This is a genomic window from Thermodesulfobacteriota bacterium (assembly GCA_040753795.1).
Taxonomy (GTDB): domain Bacteria; phylum Desulfobacterota; class Desulfobacteria; order Desulfobacterales; family Desulfosudaceae; genus JBFMDX01.
The window spans coordinates 55082-81095 of record JBFMDX010000019.1 but is presented as its reverse complement, the minus strand read 5'-3'; the positions used below and the strand labels follow the sequence as shown (position 1 = coordinate 81095).

General features: G+C 58.1%; 20 protein-coding genes. 8 read left to right on the top strand and 12 right to left on the bottom strand.

What is annotated here, in order from left to right; all coding sequences use genetic code 11:
• Nucleotides 1-178: 178 nt before the first annotated feature.
• The 6 genes from AB1724_17360 to AB1724_17335 form a co-directional block, all read right to left on the bottom strand.
• Nucleotides 179-310 carry an ATP-dependent helicase C-terminal domain-containing protein gene (locus AB1724_17360; GenBank protein MEW6079578.1) on the bottom strand — a complete coding sequence of 44 codons (132 nt, stop codon included), beginning with the start codon at nt 308-310 and terminating at the stop codon, nt 179-181.
• A gap of 67 nt (nt 311-377) precedes the next feature.
• The gene (locus tag AB1724_17355) at nt 378-1355 is read right to left on the bottom strand and encodes a tRNA-dihydrouridine synthase family protein (protein MEW6079577.1); all 978 of its coding nucleotides are present in this window, start codon (nt 1353-1355) and stop codon (nt 378-380) included.
• A gap of 2 nt (nt 1356-1357) precedes the next feature.
• On the bottom strand, nt 1358-3859 hold the full coding sequence (gene hrpB / locus AB1724_17350; protein ID MEW6079576.1) for an ATP-dependent helicase HrpB: 2502 nt from the start codon (nt 3857-3859) through the stop codon (nt 1358-1360).
• A gap of 17 nt (nt 3860-3876) precedes the next feature.
• Nucleotides 3877-4182, bottom strand: coding sequence for a ribosome assembly RNA-binding protein YhbY (yhbY, locus tag AB1724_17345; GenBank protein MEW6079575.1), 306 nt, complete (start codon nt 4180-4182; stop codon nt 3877-3879).
• 29 nt (nt 4183-4211) lie between these two features.
• Nucleotides 4212-5873, bottom strand: a complete 1662-nt coding sequence (locus AB1724_17340) for a DEAD/DEAH box helicase (GenBank protein MEW6079574.1) — start codon at nt 5871-5873, stop codon at nt 4212-4214.
• A gap of 372 nt (nt 5874-6245) precedes the next feature.
• The gene (locus AB1724_17335) at nt 6246-6701 is read right to left on the bottom strand and encodes a type I-B CRISPR-associated protein Cas8b1/Cst1 (protein ID MEW6079573.1); all 456 of its coding nucleotides are present in this window, start codon (nt 6699-6701) and stop codon (nt 6246-6248) included.
• A 288-nt stretch (nt 6702-6989) separates the two neighbouring features.
• Between AB1724_17335 and AB1724_17330 the strand changes: the two genes are divergently transcribed.
• Nucleotides 6990-7478, top strand: coding sequence for a YchJ family protein (locus tag AB1724_17330; GenBank protein ID MEW6079572.1), 489 nt, complete (start codon nt 6990-6992; stop codon nt 7476-7478).
• A 434-nt stretch (nt 7479-7912) separates the two neighbouring features.
• On the top strand, nt 7913-8707 hold the full coding sequence (locus AB1724_17325; protein ID MEW6079571.1) for a radical SAM protein: 795 nt from the start codon (nt 7913-7915) through the stop codon (nt 8705-8707).
• A 212-nt stretch (nt 8708-8919) separates the two neighbouring features.
• Here the strand turns inward: AB1724_17325 and AB1724_17320 are convergent, their stop codons facing one another.
• The 4 genes from AB1724_17320 to AB1724_17305 form a co-directional block, all read right to left on the bottom strand.
• Entirely contained in the window at nt 8920-9576 is a 657-nt protein-coding gene (locus AB1724_17320; protein ID MEW6079570.1) for a methyltransferase, read from the bottom strand.
• Nucleotides 9573-9776, bottom strand: a complete 204-nt coding sequence (locus AB1724_17315; protein MEW6079569.1) for a YwbE family protein — start codon at nt 9774-9776, stop codon at nt 9573-9575. Before AB1724_17315 ends, AB1724_17320 begins: the two co-directional genes overlap by 4 nt.
• 13 nt (nt 9777-9789) lie before the next feature.
• Entirely contained in the window at nt 9790-10062 is a 273-nt protein-coding gene (locus AB1724_17310; protein MEW6079568.1) for a hypothetical protein, read from the bottom strand.
• 61 nt (nt 10063-10123) lie between these two features.
• Nucleotides 10124-11065: an MBL fold metallo-hydrolase gene (locus AB1724_17305; protein MEW6079567.1), complete on the bottom strand. Its 942-nt coding sequence runs from the start codon at nt 11063-11065 to the stop codon at nt 10124-10126.
• A 257-nt stretch (nt 11066-11322) separates the two neighbouring features.
• On the opposite strand from AB1724_17305, the gene AB1724_17300 reads away from it, so the two are divergent.
• The 5 genes from AB1724_17300 (at nt 11323) to AB1724_17280 (ending at nt 17525) form a co-directional block, all read left to right on the top strand.
• A complete protein-coding gene (locus AB1724_17300) occupies nt 11323-12582 on the top strand; it encodes a thiolase family protein (GenBank protein MEW6079566.1) in 1260 nt (419 codons plus the stop codon).
• Nucleotides 12583-12647: 65 nt separating this feature from the next.
• Entirely contained in the window at nt 12648-14183 is a 1536-nt protein-coding gene (locus AB1724_17295; protein ID MEW6079565.1) for an acyl-CoA dehydrogenase family protein, read from the top strand.
• Nucleotides 14170-15294, top strand: a complete 1125-nt coding sequence (locus AB1724_17290; GenBank protein MEW6079564.1) for an acyl-CoA dehydrogenase family protein — start codon at nt 14170-14172, stop codon at nt 15292-15294. The genes AB1724_17295 and AB1724_17290 overlap by 14 nt, the downstream gene beginning before the upstream one ends.
• Before the next feature lie 190 nt (nt 15295-15484).
• Nucleotides 15485-16264 carry an acetoacetate decarboxylase family protein gene (locus AB1724_17285; protein MEW6079563.1) on the top strand — a complete coding sequence of 260 codons (780 nt, stop codon included), beginning with the start codon at nt 15485-15487 and terminating at the stop codon, nt 16262-16264.
• Nucleotides 16265-16679: 415 nt separating this feature from the next.
• Complete coding sequence (locus AB1724_17280; GenBank protein MEW6079562.1) at nt 16680-17525, top strand: SDR family oxidoreductase; 846 nt, start codon at nt 16680-16682, stop codon at nt 17523-17525.
• Here AB1724_17280 and AB1724_17275 read toward each other — a convergent pair.
• Both AB1724_17275 and AB1724_17270 read right to left on the bottom strand, forming a co-directional pair.
• A complete protein-coding gene (locus AB1724_17275; GenBank protein ID MEW6079561.1) occupies nt 17500-23928 on the bottom strand; it encodes an InlB B-repeat-containing protein in 6429 nt (2142 codons plus the stop codon). The two genes, AB1724_17280 and AB1724_17275, sit on opposite strands and share 26 nt — an antisense overlap.
• A 195-nt stretch (nt 23929-24123) precedes the next feature.
• Complete coding sequence (locus tag AB1724_17270; protein ID MEW6079560.1) at nt 24124-24816, bottom strand: TetR/AcrR family transcriptional regulator; 693 nt, start codon at nt 24814-24816, stop codon at nt 24124-24126.
• A gap of 142 nt (nt 24817-24958) precedes the next feature.
• On the opposite strand from AB1724_17270, the gene AB1724_17265 reads away from it, so the two are divergent.
• The gene (locus AB1724_17265; GenBank protein ID MEW6079559.1) at nt 24959-26008 is read left to right on the top strand and encodes an epoxyqueuosine reductase; all 1050 of its coding nucleotides are present in this window, start codon (nt 24959-24961) and stop codon (nt 26006-26008) included.
• Nucleotides 26009-26014: the final 6 nt, after the last annotated feature.

The following is a 26014-nucleotide window of genomic DNA, read 5'->3' as shown; positions in this document are numbered from 1 at the left end:
ATGATCATAAATGGTATCGTCCATCATGGTCTCCTTTCTTGTTAGTGTGTGTCTGTGGAAAGCATTATCACTAACATATTGAGGCTACCGCCTCAAAGGAGACCATCTTTCTCATTTTATCGGAGGATGACCTCGGAGGGGATGTCAAGTCGGAGGATGACCTCGGTGTGAAGCCTTATCACTTCGGCCTGGGCTTGACCCGGTCCGTGGGTTTCGCGTTCAGGGGATCATCGGGCCAGTAATGCTTCGGGTAGCGCCCCTTGAGTTCTTTTTTTACGGCCGGATAACTGTTGCGCCAGAAGCCGGCCAGATCCCGGGTGATCCGGGCCGGACGGCCGGCGGGAGAGTGGCAGAATGGTGACCATAAAAGCGGCTTCTTATCCTTTTATCCTTATACTTTCTACCCATCTGGGCGTCTCAGCAAAAAACGTATCCACAACCCGCTTGAACTGATCCGGATTTTTGGCTTTTTTAACTTTTTTATAAAGTTTCCCGCCGTCTTCAAATGAGCAAGCAAAATAATTCCAGTAGCCTTTCATTTTATCTAAAAGATGCGATGGGCCACTAAGAATCATGCTGTACCGGTAAACCAGCTCATCGTGAAATTTTTTAAAAATCACCGTCTTATCCTGAATCGTATCGTTGTCCTTTTTGATTATGTCGGGAAGAAATGGATTGGATAGTGCAAAGCGGCCGATCATCCAGCAATCGACTTTGGGAAATCTTGAAGATAGAAATCGGAATGTCTCGAGGTTTTCGATGTTGCCGTTGTATGCAACCCGGTGATCAGAAAGCTCAAGGCATTTCTCAAAAATATCGAGATCCGGTTCTCCCTCATACCGTTGTATGCCGATTCTCGGGTGAATGATAATCTCTGAAATGGGATAGCGATTGAAAAGAGGGATCAGGTTCAGAATATCCGAACTGTTTTTCCATCCTGTACGTGTTTTTATTGACAGCCGGTTTGGAATCGCCGGGATAACTTTATCCAGAAACGAACTGATCTCTTTCGTATATGGAAGAAACCCGGAACCTCGCTTCTTCTTAGCGACGATGGGAAAGGGACAGCCGAGATTCCAGTTCACTGTGTCATATCCCAGGTCGAATAAAACAGAGGCAAGCTGAATGAAGCCATCAGGATCATTGCTCAAGATCTGGGGGATAACAGGCATGCCCGAATTGTTTTCAGGAAGTATATCCTTAATATGGGATCTGCCGATCTGCTTTGCCTGCACAGAGGCGATAAAAGGTGCAATAGCCAGATCAAATCCAGTGAAATATTCAGAGAAAAGGTTTCTGTAAAGCGAATTTGTAAATCCCTGGATGGGAGCAAGATAAAGTTTGATTTTCTTCATTATCACTTCGGCCTGGGCCTGACCCGGTCCGTGGGCTGGGCGTTCAGGGGATCATCGGGCCAGTAATGCTTCGGGTAGCGCCCCTTGAGTTCTTTTTTTACGGCCGGATAACTGTTGCGCCAGAAGCCGGCCAGATCCCGGGTGATCTGGGCCGGACGGCCGGCGGGAGAGAGCAGGTGCAGTTGCAGCGGCAGACGACCGTCGGCGATGGCGGGCGTATCCGCGGCGCCGAACATCTCCTGAATCCGCACCGCCAGAACCGGTATTTCCGCGCTGTAATCGATGGGCCGGCGTGCGCCGGCGGGCACCACCATATGGGTGGGGGCCAGTGTGTCGAGCTGCTGTTGCTGCCGCCAGGACAAATGGCTGTGCAGCGCGTTCCCCAGGTCCAGACGCGCCAGCGCCCTGATGCTGGTGATGCCTTCCAGAAAGGGCTCCAGCCACGTTTCCAGATCAGCGGCCAGCGCCGCATCGGACAGGTCCGGCCAGTCTTCTTCCCCTGATCCGGCCCTTCGCAGCAGCATGACGCGGGCCTGCCAGGCTCGCAGGGCCCGGGTCCAGGGCAGAACGTCAATTCCGGTTTTCCGGATGCCCGTTATCATGGCGGCGGTCAGGGCACGGGGATCGGGGCTGTCCAGCGGCTCTATGCGCAGCGTCAGCGCATCCAGGGTCAGCCGGCGCTCAGCGGCCACGGCCTGGCGCTGTTCATCCCAGACCACCCTGTCCTGCCATTGCACCCGGTGGCTGAATTGTTCCATCAGCGTGTCGCGATCATAGGCGGCGGCCATGAAAATGCGGGCCTCGCGGCGCTCGCCGTCCAGTTCGGCGATCACCAGAAAATCATGGGCGCCGAGAGGTTCGGGCGGGTTGAAAAAGGCGCCCCGGCCGCAGGTCATGAGATAACGGCCGGCACCGTCGGACCGCCGGCAGGCAATACGGTCCGGATAGGCCCAGGCCAGCAGACGGCCCACCTCGGGCGGCGCTTCCGGCCCGGTGTTAATATTCAGGCGCTGTTGCAGTAAAGCCGCGACTTTTACAATTCTGCGCATGGCATCATGGTCCACGCTGCAATCAGGGAGGCTGACAGGGGTGTGCGCCTTAAAGGCGTGCAGGGCATCGAGCCTGAGGCGCAGGTCGGCGTCCCGCAGGCCGCCTGTAAAAAAAAGCGGATCGCGTTCGCTTAAAATTGCCGCCAGTTCGCAGGCCGTGCGACCCATATCCGCCTCCCGGGCGGAAAGAACCATATGCGCCAGACGGGGATGCATGGGCAGTTCCGCCATGAGGCGGCCGTGGGCGGTAATGATACCCCGGTCATCCACGGCCCCCAGTTCGGCCAGGAGGTGCCGGGCCTGTTCAAAAGCCCCCGGCGGCGGCGGGTCCAGCCAGCCGAGCGCATCGGTCGATGTCACGCCCCACTCCGCCAGCTCCAGGGCCAGACCGGCCAGATCCGTGTCCAGGATTTCAGGCCGGTTATGGGCGGCCAGTGTCGTATGAGTGGCTTCGCTCCACAGCCGGTAGCAGATTCCCGGGCCCAGGCGACCGGCCCGGCCCCGCCGCTGATCGGCCGAGGCCCGGGACACCGGCAGGGTGACCAGCCTGGTCATGCCGGCACGCGGATCAAAGCGCGGGGCCCGCCGCAGACCACTGTCCACCACCACCCCGATCTGCTCGATGGTCAGGCTGGTTTCGGCAATCGACGTGGTCAGCACTATTTTACCGCGCCCGGCCGGCGGCGGAGCGATGGCGGCGTCCTGTCGATCGCGGGTCAGGTTGCCATAAAGGAGCGCCACATCCCAGCGGTCCGGCAAACCGGCCTCAGCCAGCAGGCGGGCCACCCGCCGGATCTCCGGAGCGCCGGGAAGAAAGACGAGCAGGTTGCCTTCTTCGGCGGCCGTGGATCGTAAAATGATTTCCATCACCGCGCGTTCAATAAAGTCCGGCTGACGCGGAGGCGCATAGCGGGTTTCCACGGGGAAGGAGCGGCCCTGGCATTGAATCAGCGGCGCATTGTCCAGCAGCGTGGTGACGGCCGCGGGATCCAGCGTGGCCGACATGACCAGCAGTTTCAGGTGCTCGTTGAAATGCCCCTGGACCTCACGGCACAGGGCCAGCCCCAGATCGGCATCCAGGCTGCGCTCATGAAATTCGTCAAAGATCACGATCCCCACGCCGGCCAGTCCGGGATCGGACTGCAGCATGCGGGTAAGCACGCCTTCGGTGATGACCTCGATGCGGGTGCGGGGGCCCACCCGGCTCTCCATGCGGATGCGATAGCCCACGGTCTCCCCCACCGGTTCCTTCAGCAGGGCGGCCATGCGGAAGGCCGCGGCGCGGGCTGCCAGACGGCGCGGCGCCAGAAGCAGTATCCGTCTGCCTTCCAGCCATGGGGCCGGCAGCAGTGAAAGGGGTATGGCGGTGGTTTTACCGGCCCCCGGTGGCGCCACCAGCACGGCGGACCGGTTACGGTTCAAGACCGCCTCCAGTTCCTCAAGCACAGCGGCTATGGGCAGGCGAGGGATTGTCAGGGGATAGTGATCTTTCGTTTTTCAGGATCCTGGTGCTGTCTGAAAAGAATCGCCGTATGGCCGATGGTTCCGGCCACCTCACATTCAGTCTCGACTTCAATGCGTTCGATGAGCTCTTTTTTCTGATCTTTTTCTTTAAAAGCAAGAAACTGTATTTTTACAAGTTCATGGGTATCAAGGGCTTCATTGATGGTTCGAATAACCGCATCGGTTATTCCTTTTTGACCAATTAACACCACCGGCTTAAGGCTGTGAGCAAGCCCTCTTAAATATTTTCGTTGAGATCCCTTTAACTGCGTCATGGTTTTTATTTCCTTTAAAATTCAAACGTCTATCGTTTCGTTTTTGGGCGGGCCTTTTTCTTTTTAGCCGGCGGGGTTTTTTCAGCATCCTGTATCCTTACGGCACGGCCGTCAATTTTCATCCCCTTCATGGCTTTTACAACCATATAGGCCACATCCGCTTCTACTTCAAAAAACGAAAACTCCGGCAATATTTCTATTTTCCCTATTTTGGCTGATGGGATATTGGCCTTTTCACAAATGTTCCGGATGATCGTCCCCTTGTTGACATTATTCATGCGGCCGGCATTCATAAAAAAACGGCGGGTCGGTCCCTGAACTTTCTGACCGGTGCCCGGCGCTTTTTTATCCCTGTTTTTTTCAGATCGCGACACATTGATATCCGCGGCATCTTTGTAATAGATAAGGAATCGATTAAATTCCAGGGATACGAATTTTTCAATCAACTCCTCTTTGGTGAGGGTTTTGAGGGTATCAAATACAGGCAACAGGAATTTTTCGATTTCATCATGATTGACTTCAACCGCCACCAGTTTATTGATCATGGCATAGAGCTGATTTTCACACACGGCCCGCCCTGTCGGAACTTTCATGCCGGTAAATTTGATCTTTGATTTATCCTCGATTCTTTTGAGCTTCCCGATTTCTTTAGTGTTGATGATGGAGACGGCTATGCCTGATTTGCCGGCCCTTCCGGTGCGTCCGCTCCGGTGGGTATAATTATCCGCCTCACCCGGGAGGTTGTAATTGATCACGTGGGATATGTCCTGCACGTCAAGGCCTCTGGCCGCCACGTCGGTCGCGATCAGGACCTGGATTGTTCTTTCACGGTACCGGTGCATCACCTGGTCCCGAACCTGCTGAGACAGGTCCCCGTGCAACGCTTCCGCATTATACCCGTCGACAATCAGTTTTTCGGCAATCTCCTGGGTCTCCCGGCGGGTCCGGCAGAAAACAAGAGCGTAAATTTCGGGATGAAAATCGATAATCCGTTTCAAGGCCTGGTACCGGTCTTTTTCTTTGACGATAAAATAGACATGCTCGATATTCTCCGCGCCGCTGTCCTTTTGGCCAATGGTCACTTCCCGGGGGGCATGCATATATTTTTTGGCGATAACCGCCACTTCCCGGGGCATGGTGGCCGAAAAAAGCCATGTCCGCTTGCTGTCCGGTGTCTGCTCCAGGATGGCATTGATATCTTCGGCAAACCCCATGTTCAGCATTTCATCGGCTTCATCCAGCACCAGGTACGCGACCCTGGACAGATCAATCGCTTTGCGCCGGATAAAATCCAGCAATCGTCCGGGCGTGGCCACGATAATCTGGACCTTGTTTTTTATTTTCTGGAGCTGGTTTTCAATGCTGGCGCCGCCATAGACGGACACTACCCTGGCGTTTGGCAGGTATTTGCAAAACAGGTTGATGTCCTTTTCTATTTGAAGGCACAGCTCCCTGGTGGGGCACAGGATCAAGCCCTGGATGTGGCTCGACGTAAAATCAATGAGCTGGGCCATGGGAAGGCCGAACGCGGCTGTTTTCCCTGTGCCGGTCTGGGCCAGCCCGATCAGATCATTTTCACCGGAAATGATTTCCGGGATGGCCTCGATTTGAATGGGGGTCGCCTCGACAAATCCAAGGTCATGGATGGCTTCCAGTAATTCAGGGGCTAAATCAAAATTTTCAAAACTCATTTTATCATCATTCTTTGATTATCGGGTTAACGTCGGATTCCGGATTCCGGGGACAGACGATTCCAGGGACAGTATGTTTATCTATACCAGACAATCGGGATCGGGCACAACTAACTTGATTCAGGGTGTTAGGTGATTAAGTGGTTAAGTTTTAAGTGTTAAGTGATTAAGTGATTAAGTGGTTAAGTGATTAAGTGATTAAGTGGTTAAGTTTTAAGTGTTAAGTGATTAAGTGATTAAGTGGTTAAGTGATTAAGTGATTAAGTGGTTAAGTGGTTAAGTTTTAAGGAATGGGGCAATTTTATTCTGGATCCCGGCTCACGTTCCGCTTCGCGTCACGGGCCGGGATGACGGCGGAAGTTCCGGGGACATCTATTTTACAAGCTCTATCCCCTTATCCGTAATTTTTATTTTATGTTGTCTATATAGTATGCCGATTGCCCGTTTAAACACCTTTTTACTTACCTGAAACTTTTTTTCTATAACTTCGGGGGAACTTTTATCGTTAAACCCGATTTTGCCTCCGGCTGCCTTAAGGTGTGCCAGGATTTTGTCAGTGGTTGAAAGCGTATGGCTGCCTTTTTTCGGCTGCAGGGAAACATCTATCTTTCCATCTTCTCTAATCAGTTTTATGTATGCTTTGATTCTCTGGCCTTTCTTGTAGTCCCCATAAACCTGATTTCCATAAACCAATCCTGTATACTCATTGTTGATGGCTACTTTTATCCCCAGCTCGGTAAAGGCATATATCTCCGCATCCACTTCCTGCCATTGCGTGAACACTCCCGGTTCCACTGTTTCTTTTAAATGCGCGTAATCGTTTTTCATTTTTCTACCTTACACAAATGTCCGATATTTCCGGGAACAGTATATCACAAGCAGAAATCTATGCCACCCTGGGGGTATAATGAGTTTTAAGTTTTAAGTGTTAAGTGGTTAAGTGATTAAGCGGTTAAGTTTTAAGTGGTTACAAATGGGGGACGGCACTGTTTACTGTTTACGTCTTAGTTTAATATGGTTAAAAAACCTTGTATTGGCTATCAAATCAGATTATTTGGAAACTGTCATAATAAACAGACGGGCACGGATTAATAATAAAAAGACAAGGAGCACACCATGAGCGAATGCCCCTGCGGATCGAAACAGCCTTATTCCCAGTGCTGCGAGCCGCTGCATAAAGGAGCCCCGGCGCTTACGGCGGAACAGCTGATGCGCTCGCGCTATTCGGCCTATGTGAAGGTTGAGCTTGATTATCTTCAGGAGACCATCCATCCGCAAAAACGCGCGGACCATAACCCGGACAGCGCCCGGGAATGGGCTGAACAATCGGTCTGGGACCGCCTGGAGATCCTTGAGACCACCGGCGGGGGGCAGGATGATCAGACCGGTGAGGTAGAGTTTATTGCGCATTACGCTGATGCCAAAGGGCGCAAAGCAATGCATCATGAACGCGCCCTGTTCGAGAAAGATAATGGCCGCTGGTATTTCAAAGACGGGAATGCGGTCACTCCGCAAACCATCAGAAGGGACGCGCCCAAGGTCGGACGGAACGACCCCTGCCCCTGCGGCAGTGGTAAAAAGTTTAAGAAGTGCTGCGGCGCTTGACCGGGGTCGGACCTGACTAACGGTCTGCGCTAAAACAAGATTCTCCTCAAAATTACCGCAAAATAAGGCTTAGAATGCCTTTTTTGACCCTGAAAATGACGGTTTAAGGGTTTAAGAGTTTTAGGTGATTAAATGGTTAAGTAGTTAGGAATGGGGTCAATCTTTCTGGATGCCGGATCGGGGTCCGACATGACGAAGAAGCGGATCCCCCGGTCAAGCCGCCTTCTTGGAACCGGTGCCAGCAGGCCTCTTGTTCTTCGAACACCGGCAACGAGTTGCCGGTGCCACCCCGGCGGATGACAAAATCGGTAGTAGCTGTTAAAGTATGCGGGTAAAATCAGAGAGTCCATGTAATCAACCCATAATATGGACGTGTCCATTATCGTCTCATGAAGCCTCCTCCACGACACCGCAATATCACTGCAAAACGGCTGTTGCTGGATGCTTATCAGTTTATCCGCGCCCAGTCCTGCATCGTCCGGCGCTTTGGCCGCCAATATCAACCGAGCCGGGAATTTGTAGAGATCGATATAACCTACAACTGCAACCTGAAATGCCTCAACTGCAACCGGTCCTGCAGCCAGGCGCCCAGCCGCATGGAAATGCCGGTGGCCATGGTCGAAGCGTTTATACGGGAAAGTATTCAAGGCGATATTCAGTGGAAACGGATCCGTCTGCTCGGCGGTGAGCCGACCCTTCACAGCCGGATTTTCGAAATTATCGCGATTTTGTCGGATTATCAGTCTTCCCGCAATCCAGAGGTGAGACTGGTCCTCGGCACCAATTACCATGGTGACCGCGTTCTTCGGGTGCTGGAAAAACTGCCGGACAACATTATCATTCAAAGCACCCTCAAGACCTCACGGGTGAACCTCTTCAAGCCCTTTAACGTAGCGCCGGCGGATACGGTGTTCAACCGGTTCTCTGATTACACCTGCGGCTGCCGCATCATAGCGGATTGCGGCCTGGGCCTGACACCTTCCGGATATTACATGTGCGCCGTTGCCGGCGGCATCGACCGCGTATTTCAGTATCATCTGGGAAGAGACCACCTGCCGCCGGCATCTGACGATCTGTCCGACCAGATGGCGGCCTTCTGCCGACTGTGCGGCCATTTTGGTTTCCAATGGCCGGTCCGCAGGGAAAAAATCTCGCCGACCTGGCAGAAGGCTTATGAAAATTACAACAGAACCGGGGGCGGACATAACGAACAGGTTTTAAGTGGTTAGGTGGTTAGGTGATTAAGTGGTTAAGTGATTAAGTGTTAAGTGGTTATTAGGAATGGGATCAATCATTCTGGATGCCGGATCGGGGTCCGGCATGACGAAGAAGGCCGGCTCAAATCCTGTCTCAACAGATAAACAGGCGGCCTAAAGGCCGCCCCTACTGAGCCGGATTTCCCATGAGCAGGCGGCCTAAAGGCCGCCCCTACTTGATTCGGCTAAGCCGGCGTTCCCATGAGCAGCCGGTTTTTCGGGGTAATGGAATGGGGAATGGCCGCGGTGTAAACCTGATACCCGGCATCCCTCAGCTTCAGGGCCCTGACCGCATCAACCGCCAGGTCCGAAGGCATCCACGGCGACAGCCCGCCGGTATCGCAGGTTTTCAGGTCATGGCAGCAGGGTAGAACCGCCACCCTGGCCCGCGCCGCCACGGCCCGGGCCAGAATCACATCGGTCAGGCTGCCGCAGGCATGGACGGAAACCACCATATCACCGGGCAGGATCTCAATCTCCGTTATGTCCCGGGATTGGAAACAGACCCGGTCCCGAAGAAACGGCCAGGTTTCCGACATGGCGGCAAACAGGGTTTCCGCGTTTTGGGGGATGCGGGTATCCACGGCCAGCGCCAGCGGTGATGTCTGGTCCAGAATGATCATGATCTGGGCCAGGAGCCCGTGGCCGCAGGCCAGGTCCACCACCCGGCCGCCTCTGAACCGCCGCCTGACCCGCCTGGCCGTTTCCCAGGCCTCGTACAGCTCTTTTCTGGGCAGGAACCCGGCACGGCAGACCGTCCTGGCAATCCGGTGGAACAGGGTGTCGTCCGGGAACAGTTCCTGGTGTATGGGCATGAGCCGGTTGGTGCTGGATAGTCTCACTGGGCTTCCGGCAAGACTTGTTTGACCCGGCCGACAATGCCGGATTCCAGCCGCACCTTGATGCCGTGAGGGTGAGAGGGGGAGTTGGTGAGGATATCCTTAACCCGGCCCTGAGTCAGGGTTCCGGTCCGCTGGTCCTGCTTCTGGACCACAGAGACCAGGCAGCCTCTGGTAATATTTTTCCGGTTGGTTCCATCCATTGGGGTAATTTAGTTATCCTTTCTTGGACGTTAAATCCCGTTCAATATATCGATGAATAATTCCGGAAATCAGCGTCTGATAGGGAATGCCCATTTCCATGGCCTTCTTTTGGATGCCCTGATAATCGTGGTCGTAAAGGCGTATCGTGATTCTCCTGTCCTTTACAAACGTTTTATTTGCCGCGGCTTTGATCGCTTCTATTTCTTTCTTTGACGGCCTTGACAGCTTCAGGGAACCTTTCTCGTAGGCGTCAATGATAGATTTTTCTTCCTTATCGTATTTCATGGCATTAATCCTCCTGCTCTTTATGATATGCCCTGGTTGCCTTTCTGTTAGGAATGATGGTCTAAGGCAGCAGGCGCACCGGTTGTCCCAGCGGGATGGTCTCGATCCGGTATGGCGGCGACAGCCGGTCGGCCGAGTCGAAGAACTCTTCAACGTGCGCCGAGCGGAGGAAATCGATGTCATCATCCAGGGGGGTGAAGAAATCGTCAAAGTGGATCGGGATGACGCGGCCGGGCCGGACCTTTCCCGGGACTTCGGCCAGATAGGTGGCGGTATCTTCCCGGCCGGTGATGCCAAGAAGAATCACGTCGGCGCGGATCCCGTCATACATGCCCGGCGCGAATCCGGCACTGCCGTGGTGAAGGAGGGTGCCGGCGGGGTGTCCGAGCAGGATCCCGTAGACGCCGCCGAGCCGGTAGGCCGAGGCTTTGGCGGGGGGGACCAGGGGCTGGTCGATGGTGCCGGGATAAGGCACCCGGCCGAATAACGCCGGGCCGTGCCGGCTCTCGATAAACCGCACCGTGAATTCACCGAGCTTCAGGGGCTCTCCGGGCTGGACCTGGACCAGCTGCGTTTCGGCAAGACCGGCCCCGCGCCCGACATTCAGCGTACTGGCGGAACCGGCCAGGACCGCCCCGGTGCGCAAGGCGAAATAAGGGGCGTCCAGGGAATGATCATAGTGGGAATGGCTGACCAGAACGGCCCGGACGTTCCGGCAGTTCAGGCGTTCCAGCAGGCCGTCAATCAGTTCCTGTTCAGGCCGCAGGGGAAAGCCCAGGCCGACCTTCAGCAAACCATAGCGGCTGACAAAGGGATCGATGAGGATGTCGGTCCGGCCGTCGGAGACCAGCACCCCGGCGGTGCCAAGCCAGGTGACGGACACGCCGGGGTCAACCGGCAGGCCGGGCTTGATTAAACGGGAACGATAAAGATCCGTCGGCGCGCATCCGGCAAACAATGCGGCCAGCATGGCAAAGGTTGTGGCTGTCCGAAAAAGCGTCATGTCATGTCCTCCCTTTTTTGAAGAATAACCCGGAAACCATCGTCGGGAAACTATTTTTTAGGTGCGCGCTCATTCATTCCATTTTGAAATGATATTTCATTTTGAAACGATCGGGCTGCGCCATGCACCCGCGCGAATACGTTCAACAATTCAATTTTATTGTACAATTAATTCATCAATACTTCTGGCACGGAACATGCTCTCATATCGAAAACATAGGGCAACTCGATATTAATAAGGAAGGGGAAGGAGCAGCGATGAAAGAAAGAGAAGACGTCTATATCATCGGCACGGCCATGACCCGGTTCGGCAAGTACCTGGATAAGAGCGTCAAGGCCCTGACCGGCGAGGCCCTGGACCTGGTGCTTGCGGACAGCGGCCTGGAACGGAGCGACATCCAGGCGGCCTGGTTTTCCAATTCCGGCTGGGGCTATCACTCCTTTCAGCACAGCGTCCGGGGGCAGGTGGCCCTGTCCGCCAACGGGCTCGAAGGACTGCCCATCATCAATGTGGAAAACGCCTGCGCCAGCGGCTCCACCGCCCTGCACTCGGCCTGGGCCGCGGTCCGGGCCGGCCTTTATGACTGCGTCCTGGCCATCGGCGCGGAAAAGATGTACGACGCCGACCGGGCCAAGACCATGATGATGTTCATGTCCGGATCGGACGTGGAGGAACTGTCGGCCTTCATGGCCAAATTCCAGGAACAGGAACGGCAGCGCAAGGAACAAGAGGCCCGGGAAAAAGGGCTGGAGCCGCCCCCGGCAAAAGCCGGCGGGCACTCGGCCTTCATGGACCTCTACTCCATCGGCGCCCGCATGCACATGAAAAAATACGGCACCACCCAGCGGCAGCTGGCCTGCATCGCCGCCAAGGCCCACAACAATTCCGTAAACAACCCTTACGCCCAGTACACCTTCCCCATGACCGTGGCGGAGGTCCTGGCCGACCGGGAGGTTTCCTTTCCCCTGACCCGGGCCATGTGCGCGCCCGTGGGGGACGGCGCCGCCGCGGCGATCCTGTGCAGCGAGGATTTCTTAAAGCGGCGGGGGGCCGGCAGAAAGACCCGCATCCGGGCCTCGGTGCTCCGGTCCGGCAAGCGGACGGGGGAAAGCGACATCTGCGAACGGACTGCCAGGGCGGCGTACGAGATGGCCGGCGTCGGCCCCGGCGATATCAGCGTGGCCGAGGTACACGACGCCACGGCCTTCGGGGAACTTTACCAGTCGGAGCAGATGGGCTTCTGCCCGGCCGGAGAGGGAGGGCCTTTTGCCGAAAGCGGGGCCACCGCCATCGGCGGGAAAATCCCCATCAATCCCAGCGGCGGCCTGATCGCCCGCGGCCATCCCGTAGGCGCCTCGGGGCTGGCCCAGGTTTTCGAACTGGTGGCCCAGCTCCATGGCACGGCCGGCGCGCGGCAGGTCAGCAATGCCCGCCTGGCCATGGCCGAGAACGGCGGCGGCTTCATCGGCATGGGCGAGGCGGCCATGGCCATCCATATTCTGGAAAAGGGGCAATAAAGAGGCCGGATGATGACCAACATGAAAACGACCGAGCTGTACTAAATTAAGAAAGGAAACCATTGATGATATTTTCCAGTGTCAGTCCGGCGAAAACAGGCGCGGAAGCCTGGTTCGAGGACATGTCCCTGAGCCTGACGGCCATATCCCGGCAGCCCGGGGGCATGCGCCGGGAGATCCGGCAGGCCGTGCGCCTGGCCGAAAAATTCAACCGTGAATTTGTCCGGCCCCGGGCCCTTGCTATGGACCGCCGGCTCCAGGAGGACCACGACTATCTTCCTTTAGAATGGGTCGAGGAAGCCAACCGGCGGGGGTTCTTCACCATGTGCATCCCCAGGATGCTCGGCGGCCGGGGCGTGTGCTTTCCCGCCCTGTCCTACTTCATGGAGGAAATCGCCTCCGAGTGCCTGGGCATGGCCAATGTCATCGGCGCCCATTACCTGGGCCTGGGCACGCTGATCGTCACCTGGAACATGCCGCTGATGGCGCGGGTCTGCGATGAGATCGTCAGCGGCGAGAAAAGCGGCCAGGCCTGCCTGGTCAGCCTGGCCATGACGGAACCGACCTCGGGGTCGGACACGCCCGAGCCGGAACTGCTGGACAAGGGCACGGTCAACTGCCACGCCGGCAAGGTCGCGGGCGGGTACCGGGTCAACGGTTCCAAGCTGTTCATCTCCAACGGCCATTTTTCCACCTGGCATATCACCGTGGCCTTCGAGGACCTGAAACGGCCGGCCGACAGCGGCGTTGTCCTGGCGGTGAAAACCGGTTCCCCGGGCTTCAAGATCGGAGGGAAGGAATCCAAGATGGGCCAGCTGGCCTGCCCGGCCAGTGAGCTGTTTTTCAATGACTGTTTTGTGCCCGACGACCAGGTGGCCCTGTGCGCCGACCACACCCGGGGCTATCACCGCACCGGCCGGCAGATCTACCAGCGCCTGTTTGACGACCTCTGCTCCATCTCCCGGGCCGGCATCTGCGCCTTGAGCGCCGGCGCGGCCCGCGGCGCCTACCAGGACGCCCTGGCTTTTGCCGCCGGCGCCTCCGGCCGCGACGGGGCCCTGATCAATGCCGAGTGGGTCCAGTGCCGCCTGGCCGATCTTTACCGGAACGCCGTCATGACTCGCCTGCTTTACGTGGAGACCAACTACGCCAACGGGCTGTACGGCGTTTACCGGCAGCTCCAGAGCAAGCCGGCCTATTACGCCTTAAAATACCTGCCGGCCGGCCTGAGCCGCCGGCTGACCCGGGCCGTGATCCAACAGGACCGGCTGACGCGGTTCATGCGCCGGATGCAGCTGGACCGGTACAACGCGGCCCAGGTCCAGCGCACCGCCGGCATGGCGGCCCTGGCCAAGTTCGCCGGCTCGGACCTGGCCGTGGAAAACTGCCAGAAGGCCCTGGAGATCATGGACCGGGCCGGGCTGCGTCACGCCAGCGGCGCGGAAAAACGGCTGCGGGACGCCAAGCTGCTGCAGATTTATGAAGGCACCAATCAGATCAACCGCCTGGACCTGTTCCGGCACCTGATCGGCCGCGGCCTGCCCCAGGTCCGGCTGCACGAGGACGCCGCGGGGAGGAGTTGCGATCATGGCAAAAAATGAAAACAAGGAATATCAGATGCTCGACCAGTCCGTCCGGGAATTCGCCGCCAGACAGCTTGCGCCCCACCTCCCGGACAACGACCGTTACCCGGCCGGCGAGTTTTTCGACCAGGCCCTGAACAAAGCCATGGAACTGGATTTTTTCCATGTCATGCTCCCGGAGGATTTAAACGGCTGGGGCGGCAGGATCACGCCCCTGGGACTGATCTTAAAGGCCGTCGCCGAGACGGACGCCAGCCTGGGCGCCATCCTGCTGGCCAACGCCGTGGCCCAGGACATCATCCGGCTGGCCGGGGGCGGAGAAATATTGAAGGAAATGGTCAACGGCGCGCAAACGCCCCGTGAATTGCTCCTGGCCTGCCCGCTGCTGACAAATCCGGACGACGAGGGCATCCCGCTTTCGGCGGAGAGCCGCGACGGTGGTTACGCGCTTTCCGGCCGGATGGATTACGTGGTGCCGGCGCCGCTGGTGAAAAAGGCCCTGGTTCCGGCCAGGACCGTTGCCGGGCCGGGTTACGACTTCTTTCTGGTGGATCTGGAACAGCCGGGGGTGACCGTGGAGGGGCCGGTCCTCGGCATGGGTCTGCATGCCTGCCCGGCCGCCGATCTGACCTTCGACCGGGCAAAAGCCCGGCTGATCGGCAGCCCCGGCCAGGGGCCGGCTGTCTTCAACCAGGCCATGACCCGGACGCTGCCGGCGGCGGCGGCCGTGTCCTGCGGCCTGATGCGGGGCTCTTTGAAGGAAGCGGTCCAGTACAGCCGCAAGCGCAGCCAAGGCGGGCGCCGGATCATCGACTGGTCGGAACTCCGCCTGCTTCTGGCCGACATGGCCTTAAAGACCCGGACCGCCGAAACGCTCCTGGACCGGGCCTGGCAGGCCGCCGATGAGGAGGCGGCCGGATGGGTCGAAGACGCCTTTACCGCCGCCGTCTACAGCCTGGAGCAGGCCGGCCAGGTGGCGTCCGACGGCATTCAGGCCCTGGGCGGCTACGGCTACACCAAGGATTTTTTCCAGGAAAGGCGATTCCGGGACGCCCAGCATCTGCGGTGCGTCTTCGGCAATGCCTCCCTGCGCCGGATGAGTTATGTAAAACAGTGCCTGAACTGGTAAACATATGGGGCCTTAAAAATTGCCTTTTGGCTCGATGTCGGCGTTGTGCTCAAATTTTAATCCTCGAAATACTTAAAGTATTCCTCCGGTTAAAATTTTCGCACGCCTTGACCTCGAGCCAAAATTCTAATTTTCCAAGGCCCCATAACCCAAGAAAAAAAATCATCAAAAACAATAAAGGAGTAGGACCATGAACCCCACCGCTTTGAAACGGGAAACATTCTTTGACGGGATTCTGCAGAACGCCAACCCGGACTACAACGTCAAGCTGCCGATTTTCTATTACGACAACACCTCCATGACGGCCATTTACACCGCGGCCACCGAAAAAATACGCCCGCGCCTGCCGTTCGACGCCCTGCACCCGGTGGAGATCTACCCCGGCCGATGTCTGGTGGCCCTGTCCGCCTTTGAATACCGGAAGACCGACATCGGTCCCTACAATGAATTCTCAGTGGCGACCCTGGTCACCTGCGGCAGAAAAGGCCTGCCGGGGCTGTCCCTGACCGGCCAGATGATCCGCAACCAGCTTCACGCCTATATTCTTTCCCTGCCGGTGGATTCGGAAGTCGCCCGCCGCGGCGGCGTGGAAATGGGCGGGTATCCGAAATTCCTGGCCGATTTTTCCTGGAGCGGCGACGATCGTTCCCTGACCTGCCAGGTTTCATTCAAGGGTCGGCCCGTCATCCGGATGCGGGGACGGAAACTGCCGACCTCCCCGGGACGGATGCTGCACACCGCCATCTATACCAGGCTGCAGAACTGCCTGCTGAAATCCAATTTATATGTCGACCAGCAGAAATTCGCCCAGACCTTCATCCGCCAGAGCGCCGACATCCAGATCGGCGACGGCCATGAGCTCTGCGACCTGCTCCGGGACCTGCGGTTGAGCGGCCAGCCCCTGGCCTACCAGTACAGCCCGTTCAGCCGGGCGATTTTGTTTAATGCCAAGAACATTCTGGATGTGTGACGGGCACCTCTAAAAATTGTCTTCTGGCTCGATGTCGGCGTTGTGCTCAAATTTTAATCCTCGAAATACTTCAAGTATTCCTCCGGTTAAAATTTTCGCACGCCTTGACCTCGAGCCAGAATCCTAATTTTTAGAGATACCCGGACAATAAGACCACGGAGCTAACACTCCTGGCCTTCCCCGTTTAAATGACAGCAGGAGTCAAGGAGTTGAAGGGGCGAGGATGTAAGGGGTCGATGCCGCATCTTTTGTGTTGAAGGCCGATTGCGATCCCGCGCCTTGCGCCGGGTGGCACGAGCGAAGCAAAGCTTGCCCGTGGCAAGCCGAAGTAAACGCCGGCTTGTTATTTATGAACAATCAGATATCCTTAAAATCTGCTGCCAAAAAACTGAGATGATTCAAACAAGGAGACCTTATGCAATCGTTACGCGGTAAAGTCGTTGTGGTGACCGGAGCGGCCTCGGGCATCGGCCGGGCCCTGTCCCTGATACTGGCCGGGGAAGGTTGTTGCCTGGCCATCGCGGACATGAATGAAGAAGGATTGCGGGAAACCGCCGCCATGGCGGAGAAAAGAGGCGCGGCCGCCATGACCTGCCGGCTGGACGTGTCCGCGGCCGAAGACGTGCGGGGCTTCGCGGCCGGCGTGGTGGAAAAATTCGGCCGGGTCGACATCGTCATCAACAACGCCGGCATTACCACTGTGGGAGTGGTGGATGAGACCAACCACGACGGCTTCAAGCGGGTCATGGAGGTCAATTTCTGGGGCGTCTACAACGGGGTCATCGCCTTTCTGCCGTACCTGCGCCGTCAGAACGCCGGCCGTATCGTCAACATCTCCAGCGTCTTCGGGCTCTGGGGCATCCCCACCCAGGCCGCCTACAACTGCAGCAAGTTCGCCGTCCGGGGGTTGTCCGAGTCCCTGGCCCAGGAACTGGCGGGAACGGGCGTCGGCGTTTCCTGCGTTTATCCCGGCGGCATCAAAACCAACATCGCCCGCAGCGCCCGGTTCCAGCAGTCTTATGGCCCCCTGGAAGACAAGGAGGCTTTTACAAAACTGTTTGAGCGCCTGGCCCTGACAACGCCTGAAAAGGCCGCGGCGGTCATCGTCAAGGGCATCAAGTCAGGCCGCGCCCGCATCCTGATCGGCCCAGACGCCTATGCCATGGATGTCACCCAGCGACTCTTCCCGACGCTCTATCAGAAGATCATCCCGGCGGTTTTAAAATTGCGGTTGATCACCATCCCCCGGCCGTTGAAATAAAACAGCTGCCGCCTCCGCCACCGTGATGGTTGTTGTCGCCGCCGTCGTCGTCATCGTCGTCGCCTCCGTCATCCCCGTTGAACAAGGCCGGGCCGTAAGTACCTTCAATCACGCCGTTGGCCATACCGTCGTCATCACCCGGACCGCCGTCCTGCAGGGTCAGGGTCAACGACATGCGGTCGTCGCTGATAACGGTATAGGCGGAATAATCAACCCAGCCGTTCACCGGATCGTGCCGGTACCAGAACGTGCCCTCCGGGATCGGCTCGGAACAATAAATCGTCAGTTCGATCGTGTCGCCGGCGGACAGCGTTGTGATCCGGAACGTCACCAGCCCCAGGGGGAACTCGTCCGGCCGGTTGGTCATGTCCGGCACGGTCGAGGCGTCAATCCACTCCAGGTAGTCCAGAACAATTTCATCCGGTATGACGACCCCGAAATAATACCGGCCGGTATTGTCTGCCACCACCCGGATATTCACCTGCACCCGATCCGGTATGCCGTTGCCGTCCAGGTCGAGATCGGCCGGAATGTCCGGGTTAATGATTCCGTCCGCGGCGAACTGGGCGGTTACGGCGATGTCGCCGGCAACATTGGTGTCCGTCCGTCCTGGGGCGGTAACGCCGTCGCTCCATTGCACGAAGTGGTAACCCGCGTCCGGCACGGCCGTCACGTTTGAACCATCCTCGCCCCGGTTGACGGTCTGATAGGCCTCCCCGGTAATGGAACCGTTGGCGCCGGCCGTGTACTCGAGGGTATAGGTATTGACGGCAAACAGGGCCGTGACCGCGATATCGGCTGCCACGCCGGTGTCCGCGCGCGGGTTGTCCGTGGATCCGTCGTTCCATTGCACGAAATGCCAGCCCGGGTCAGGCATGGCCGTGACCGCGGCGCCATCGGCGCCGTAACTGACCGTCTGGGGCGTGATGCCGCTGATCGTGCCGTGGTCTCCGGCCGTGTATTCAAGGGTAAAGGTGTCGACCGCGAACAAAGCGGTAACCGCAATATCAGCCGTCACATTGACATCCGTGCGGGTGGTGAGGAGGTTGCCGTCATCCCAGCGCAGGAAATGGTAGCCGCCGAACGAAACCGCCGTTACCGCCGTGCCGTCGGAGCCGTAGCTGACCGTCTGAAGGGTGTTCCCGATGAGGGCGCCATGGGCCCCGGCCGCGTAAGCCAGGGTATACGTGTTGATGTTCACAACGGCGTCCACGGCGATGTCGGCCGCGGGCATGGTCAGGGTGGTGTCGGCCTGGGCGGTATCAACCACCCAGGCCGTCTGGCCGGTCCATCGCTCAAAGGTATAGCCGACGGGAACGGTGGCGGAAATGGCGATGATGTCTCCCGGCAGGTAGTTCCCGCTGCCCGTTCCGTCGGTCACGGTCAGGGTATAGGTGGCGGCCCCCTGCGCCTTATAGGTGCCCGTTACCGAAGCCGCCGCCGCAGGCATAATAAAAGTGGTGTCCGGCAGGTTGATGTTGGCGATAGAGGCTGTATCGCCGGTCCACTGGTCGAAGACCTGTCCGGCCGGGGGCGCGTCGGCCGAGAGGTTGATCACCTCCCCGGGCAGATAATCGCCGCTGCCGGTACCGGAGGTGACCGTCAGATGATAAGTGATGGCCCCCTGGGCCTTATAGGTGGCCGTTACCGAAGCCGCCGCCGCGGGCATGATGAAGGTGGTGTCCGGCAGGTTGATGTTGGCGATAAAGGCCGTATCGCCGGTCCACTGGTCAAACACCTGGCCGGCCGGAGGCGCGTCGGCCGAGAGGCTGATCTCTTCCCCGGGCAGGTAATTCCCGCTGCCGCTGCCGGAGGTGACCGTCAGGGCGTAGATCAATATGCCCTGATCCTTGAAAGTGGCCGTAACCGTCTGGTCCGCGTCCGGGATGGTCACGGTCGTGTTGGGCTGGAAAATATTGGCGACGGAGGCCGTATCGCCGGTCCACTGGTCAAACACCTGACCGGCCGGAGGAACATCCGCCGCGATGGTGACCACGTCCTGGAACGGATAGACGCCGTCGCCGACCCCGCTGTTGACCGTCAGGGTGTAGTGGTTGATCGTCCACTGGGCATACAGGACCACGTCGCTGCTGCCCATGGCAAAGGTATCGCCGCCGGCATAACCGGTTCCGCTGCCGTCGGCGGCCGTGTTCCAGCCGGTAAAGGTATAACCGGTCTTCACCAGGGGACCGGTGTTGCCCAGGACCGTCACCGTATCGGTAATGTGGTAGGTATTGCCGTCCACAGGCACCGCGCCGCCGGAGCTGGTATTGCCGTTGTAGGTGACCGTATAAGGAATGGCCGTCCACTGGGCGTACAGGACCACGTTGCTGCTGCCCATGGCAAAGGTGTTGCCGCCGGCATAACCGGTGCCGCTGCCGTTGGCGGCCGTGTTCCAGCCGGCAAAGGTGTAGCCGGTCTTGACCAGGGCGCCGGTGTTGCCCAGGACCGTCACCGTATCGGTAATGTGATAGATGTTGCCGTCCGTGGGCGCCGCGCCGCCGGTATTGGTGTTGCCGTTATAGGTAACCGTATAATCGACGGCCGTCCATTGAGCATAAAGCGTCACATCGCTCAGGCCGATGGCAAAGGTGTCGCCGCCGGTATAGCTGGTGCCGCTGCCGTTGGCGGCCGTGTTCCAGCCGGCAAAGGTATAGCCGGTCTTCACCAGGGCGCCGGTGTTGCCCAGGACCGTGGCCGTGTCGCCATAATGGTAGACGGTGGCGTCCGTCGGCGCGGTTCCACCGGTGTTGGTATTGCCGTTGTAAGTGACGGAGTAGGGGTTTTGCGTCCATTGGGCATAAAGCGTCACGTTGCTGCTGCCCATGGCAAAGGTGTTGCCGCCGGCATAACCGGTGCCGCTGCCGTTGGCGGCCGTGTTCCAGCCGGCAAAGGTATAACCGGTCTTGACCAGGGAGCCGGTGTTCCCCAGGACCGTCACCGTATCGGTGATGTGGTAGGTGTTGCCGTCCGTCGGCACGGATCCGCCGGTATTGGTGTTGCCGTTGTAGGTGACCGTGTAATTGACGGCCGTCCACTGGGCGTAAAGGGTGACATCGCTCAGGCCGATGCCAAAGGTGTCGCCGCCGGTATAGCTGGTGCCGCTGCCGTTGGCGGCCGTGTTCCAGCCGGCAAAAGTGTATCCCGTGCGCACCAGGGTACCGGTGTTGCCCAGGACCGTGGCCGTATCCCCGTTATGATAACTGGTGGCGTCCGTCGGCACCGCTCCGCCGGTGTTGCCGTTGCCGTTGTAGGTGACGGAGTAAGTGTTCTCGGTCCACTGGGCATAAAGCGTCACATTGCTGCTGCCCATGGCGAAGGTATTGCCGCCGGAATAGCCAGTGCCGCTGCCGTTGGCGGCCGTGTTCCAGCCGGCAAAGGTGTAACCGGTTTTCACCAGGGTGCCGGTGTTGCCCAGCACCGTCACCGTATCCGTGATGTGGTAGGTGTTGCCGTCCGTCGGCACGGATCCGCCGGTATTGGTGTTGCCATTGTAGGTGACCGTGTAATTGACGGCCGTCCACTGGGCGTAAAGGGTGACATTGCTCAGGCCGATGCCAAAAGTGTCGCCGCCGGTATAGCTGGTGCCGCTGCCGTTGGCGGCCGTGTTCCAGCCGGCAAAAGTGTATCCCGTGCGCACCAGGGTACCGGTGTTACCCAGGACCGTGGCCGTATCCCCGTTATGATAACTGGTGGCGTCCGTGGGGACGGCGCCGCCGGTGTTGCTGTTGCCGTTATAGGTGACCGAGTAGGTGTTCTCGGTCCACTGGGCATAGAGCGTCACGTTGCTGCTGCCCATGGCAAAAACATTGCCGGTGGAGTAGCTGGTGCCGCTGCCGTTGGCGGCCGTGTTCCAGCCGGCAAAGGTGTAGCCGGTCTTCACCAGGGATCCGGTGTTACCCAGCACCGTCACCGTATCGGTGATGTGATAGGTGGTACCGTCCGTGGGCACCGCGCCGCCGGTGTTGGTGTTGCCGTTGTAGGTGACCGTATAATCGATGGGCGTCCACTGGGCATAGAGGGTAATATCGCTGCTGCCCATGGCAAAAGTGTCGCCGCCGGCATATGCGGTGCCGCTGCCGTTGGCCGCCGTGTTCCAGCCGGAGAAGGTATAGCCGGTTTTGACCAGGGCGCCGGTGTTGCCCAGGACCGTGACCGTATCCCCGTTGGCATAGCTGTTGCCGTCCGTGGGCACCGCGCCGCCGGTGTTGGTGTTGCCGTCATAGGTTACCGTGTGACCAACGCTGATGGTAATATTGTCAAAATCGAGGTCATAGACTTTGTCGCCGGTAACGGTTATATCAAACCGCAACTCGGTAACCCCGACAAAAGTGGAAAAATTGACACCCAACAAGGCCAGAGAATAGGAAAGCCCGTTAATCATGGTAAAATTCGATATGGTTTGGCTGACCGGGCCGCCGACGCTCAGGTCGGCCGTCACCGTCATCGAGATGGTCCGGTCGGCGTTGTAAGGACTGAACTCCATGTCCTTCAGATCAAAAGAAGAAAGGTTGGTACCGTCCGGTTTGATAACGATGCCGGTCATCGTCGGGTTGGCGGAGTTGTAAAACATGCTGGTGTTGTCCTGGGTGAACAGATCGGACACCAGGAAACGGTTGCCCTGGGGTTTGAACCCGCCGGAAGCGGCCCCCAGGGCGCTGAAGTCGTATTTGACCAGGCCGGCCGGGTCGGTGGAGTGGTTGATGATATTGGTGCCCGTGGTCGTCAGGTAGTTTTCGCCGCCGCCGGAGCCGTCAAATTCATAAACCGCCAGCCGGTATTCCGTGCCGGCCGTCAGGCCCGAGAGGACGACGTATCGCTCCGTCCCCTTATACACGCATTTCCAGCCGCCGCCGATATCCGCGGCAGCGGAAAAATCGGCATTGGCCGTGTATACTGTACCGTCCGTGACCGTGGGGGTGCCGGAGTTGCCCGCCTTGACAAACATGATTCGTTTAGTGCCGTTCCCGTTGGTCCAGTAGGTGTCCATACCGGTTGTGGTGCAGCTGGCGACCCTCAGGTTTGAGGCCTGCGTCGTCGGTTCGGTGCCGGCAATGTACTCATCCGGGTTGGCAATGGTGATGTTGGAAAAATTGATATTATTGACACTGTCAGTGGTGATACTGAAACTGAGCTGGGTCACCCCGATAAAGGCGGAAAAATCCATGCCCATCAAAGCCAGTGAATAGGGGATTCCCTGGTACATGGTAAAATTATTGATGGTCTGGCTGACCGGACCGCCGGATTTGAGCGTCGCGGTAACGGTGACGGTAACGGTGCGGTCCGCGCTATAGGGGCTGAACTCCAGATCCGTCAGGTCGAAGGACAGGAGGGATGTGTTGTTGGGCTTGATGATGATTCCCGAAACGGAGGCGTTGGTGCTGTTATAATACATGCTGGTGACGTCATTGAGGAACAAGTCCGACACCAGATAGCGGCTGCCCTGAGGTTTGAACCCCCCGCTGGCCGCTCCCAGGCCGCCAAAGTCCTTCTTGTCCAGACCGGCCGGACTGGTGGTGTGGTTGATGATATTGGTGCCGGTGCTCGTCAGGTAGTTCTCTCCGCCGCCGGTGCCGTTAAACTCATAGACCACCAGGCGGTATTCCGTATTGGCCGCCAGGCCGGTAATGGACAGCACGCGGCCGGTGTCCCGGTACACGCATTTCCAGCCGCCGCCGATATCCGCGGCCGCGGAAAAATCGGCATTGGCCGTGTACACGGCGCCGTCGGTCACCGTGGGGGTGCCGGCGTTCCCCTGCTTGGCAAAAACGACCCGCCTGGCGCCGTTGCCGTTCTGCCAGTATATGTTGAGTTGCGTGGCGCCCTTGCTGGCTGCCTTGAGATTCGTCGCCTGGGTCGTCGGTTCCGCGCCTAGTACGACCGGCGCCTGTTCGTCGGTAATCGTAATGTTGTCAAAGTTGATGTTCCACACCTGGGAACTGGCCACGGTCAGGTTGATGCTCAGCTGGGTCACGTCATTAAAAGCGCTGAAGTTCATGCCCATGGTGGTCAGGGAGGTCGCTGCCGTTAAACTGTAATTTGAGACCGTCTGGCTGACGGGGCCGCCGGCTTTCAGGTTGGCGTTCACGGTAATGGATACGGTATAGCTTCCGCCGTAAGGGCTGATGGTCATGTTGCCCAGGTCAAAGGAAGACAGGTTGGTCCCGTCGGGTTTGATGATCATGCCGTTGACGGTTGAATTGACGCTGTCATTGTAGTACATGCTGGTGCCGTCATTGGTAAAAGTCTCCGAAACCAGAAACCGGTTGCCCTGGGGCTTAAAACCACCGCTGGCCGCGCCGAGGCTGGCAAAATCGTATGTCGCCGCCTGGGCGGGGACGGAGAGGATAACCATTAAAAAGAAAAAGGATACGACCGGCCAACGAAAAAAATGGGTTTTCATGTGATTGACTTCCTTATTTTTTTGCTAAACATCGTGAAAACATCAGTGATGGCCTGGATAACCGTAATGAAATACTGAGTTGATTAAACTTTTATATTATACCTTAAATCGAACTGCTTTGAAAGCAAATAGGGACATCGGACGCCTATGCCATGGATGTCACCCAACGCCTCTTCCCGACGCTCTATCAGAAGATCATCCCGGCGGTTTTGAAATGGCAGACTCGCGGGCGGCGGCTTCCAGGACCGGCAGGAAAATGAAGAACAGGGTCTCTTTGACCCATTCCAGGTATGCCTTGCCGGGACCCCGGAAACCGACCATGAGCGACTCGATGGAGCCGGCCCCGAGATAATGCAGGATCAGGGCGTTGAGGCTGCTCAGGAAGCGACCGACATCGCCTTTGACAAACAGGCCCGGAAAGGTGGCCTCAAAATCCCGGCGGGTGTCGGCCAGCATGGTCGCCAGATGACGGAAGCCCGGCAGGTTGGCCGGATCGTCGTGGGTAAAATTCCTGATGATGATCCGGAACACGTCGGGCTGTTTGCGGAAAAATTCGATAAATCTGTCCAGATAAGTCGACAGCGCCTTTTCCGGCGAAAAGGTGGCGATCTCCAGCAGCCATTGTTTATTGGCCTCATAAAGAGAACGACAGGCGTCTTCCACCACCGCTTCGAATATCCCGGCCTTGCTGGGAAAATGGTAGCGGATAAGGCCGTGGTAAAAGTCACCCCGGGCGGCGATCATGCGGACGCTGGCGGCGTTGTATGAATGAGCCGCAAAGACCTGACGGGCGGCCGCCAGGATCATGCCGCGGGTCTCGGCCCCCCGGTTGACGACGGGTATGTTTGCTGGTTTGCCTCTCTTGCCGGTTGTTGCCTTTTCTTTCATGGGCTGAATCTTCCATTATGGATGGTCGCGTAAAAATTAGACGACTGTGTAATTTTTTGCTTGACATCATCCGGTATTTCTCCGATTCTATTTACACGATCGTGTAAAGTCAACCTTTTATCCAACTGGAGAGGTCACCATCATGAACATGGAAGAAACCATACGCGATTTTCTGACCGCGCGCGGGGCGCTGCGGGTCGGGTTCTGCACCCGGGAAACACTGGCCGGCGGCCCGCCCAGCGCCGACATCACCTATGTCCTGCCCACGGCCCGCTCGGCCGTTAGCTTTGCGTTGCCGCTGGACCGCGACATCATGCGCCAGTGCCTGTCCAAAAAGAGCCAGTTCGCCTTCGAACAGCACAACATCGAGGTCAACCGCCAGGCCGGCCGGTTGGCCAAGGAACTGGCCCTGTGGCTGGAGGAGAAAGGGTACCGGTCGGTGCGGCTCCATGCCAACAACGTCTACCGCAAGGATGTGCCCAACTGGCAGCTGGCCATGCGGCCGGACGTGTCCCACCGCTACCTGGCGGTGCGCTCCGGAGTGGGCTCCTTCGGCTGGTCGGGCAACGTCGGCCTTAAAGGATACGGCAACGCCGTCATCCTGGGCAGCGTGGTGACGGAGGCAGACCTGGCGCCCACGCCGCCCCTGCCGGCCGAAGAGGGATTCTGCGACCGCTGCAAGCTCTGCGTGGCCTCCTGCCCCTCGGGCATGTTCCACGAATCCCGGGAAACATCCATCACCCTGGGCGGTGAGACGTTTTCGCACAGCCAGCGCATCAGCTACCTGCCCTGCCAGCTGGTCTGCGGCGGGTTCACCGGCCTGTCGAAAAACGGAAAATGGTCGACCTGGTCACCGGGCCGGTACGCCATCCCCGCGCCCTCCGACGAAAACGCCCTGCTGGAAACCCTGATGCGGGCCATCGGCAACTATACCAAGTGGCCGCGGCGAAGCGACGGCGAAGGCGGCTTTGAAACCGGTGCCTTCGGCGGGCTGAATCTCCGCCTGACCTGCGGCAACTGCCAGATCATCTGCTGGGGCAACCGCCAAGAGACAAAGGAGAACTACCGCCTTCTGACCACCTCCGGATGCGTCATCCAGCGGGAGGACGGCACTATCGCGGTACTCCCGGCCGACGAGGCGGCCGCGGAGTTCGCGCGCATGGACCCTGAGCACACCAACCTTTACCGATAAAGGAGA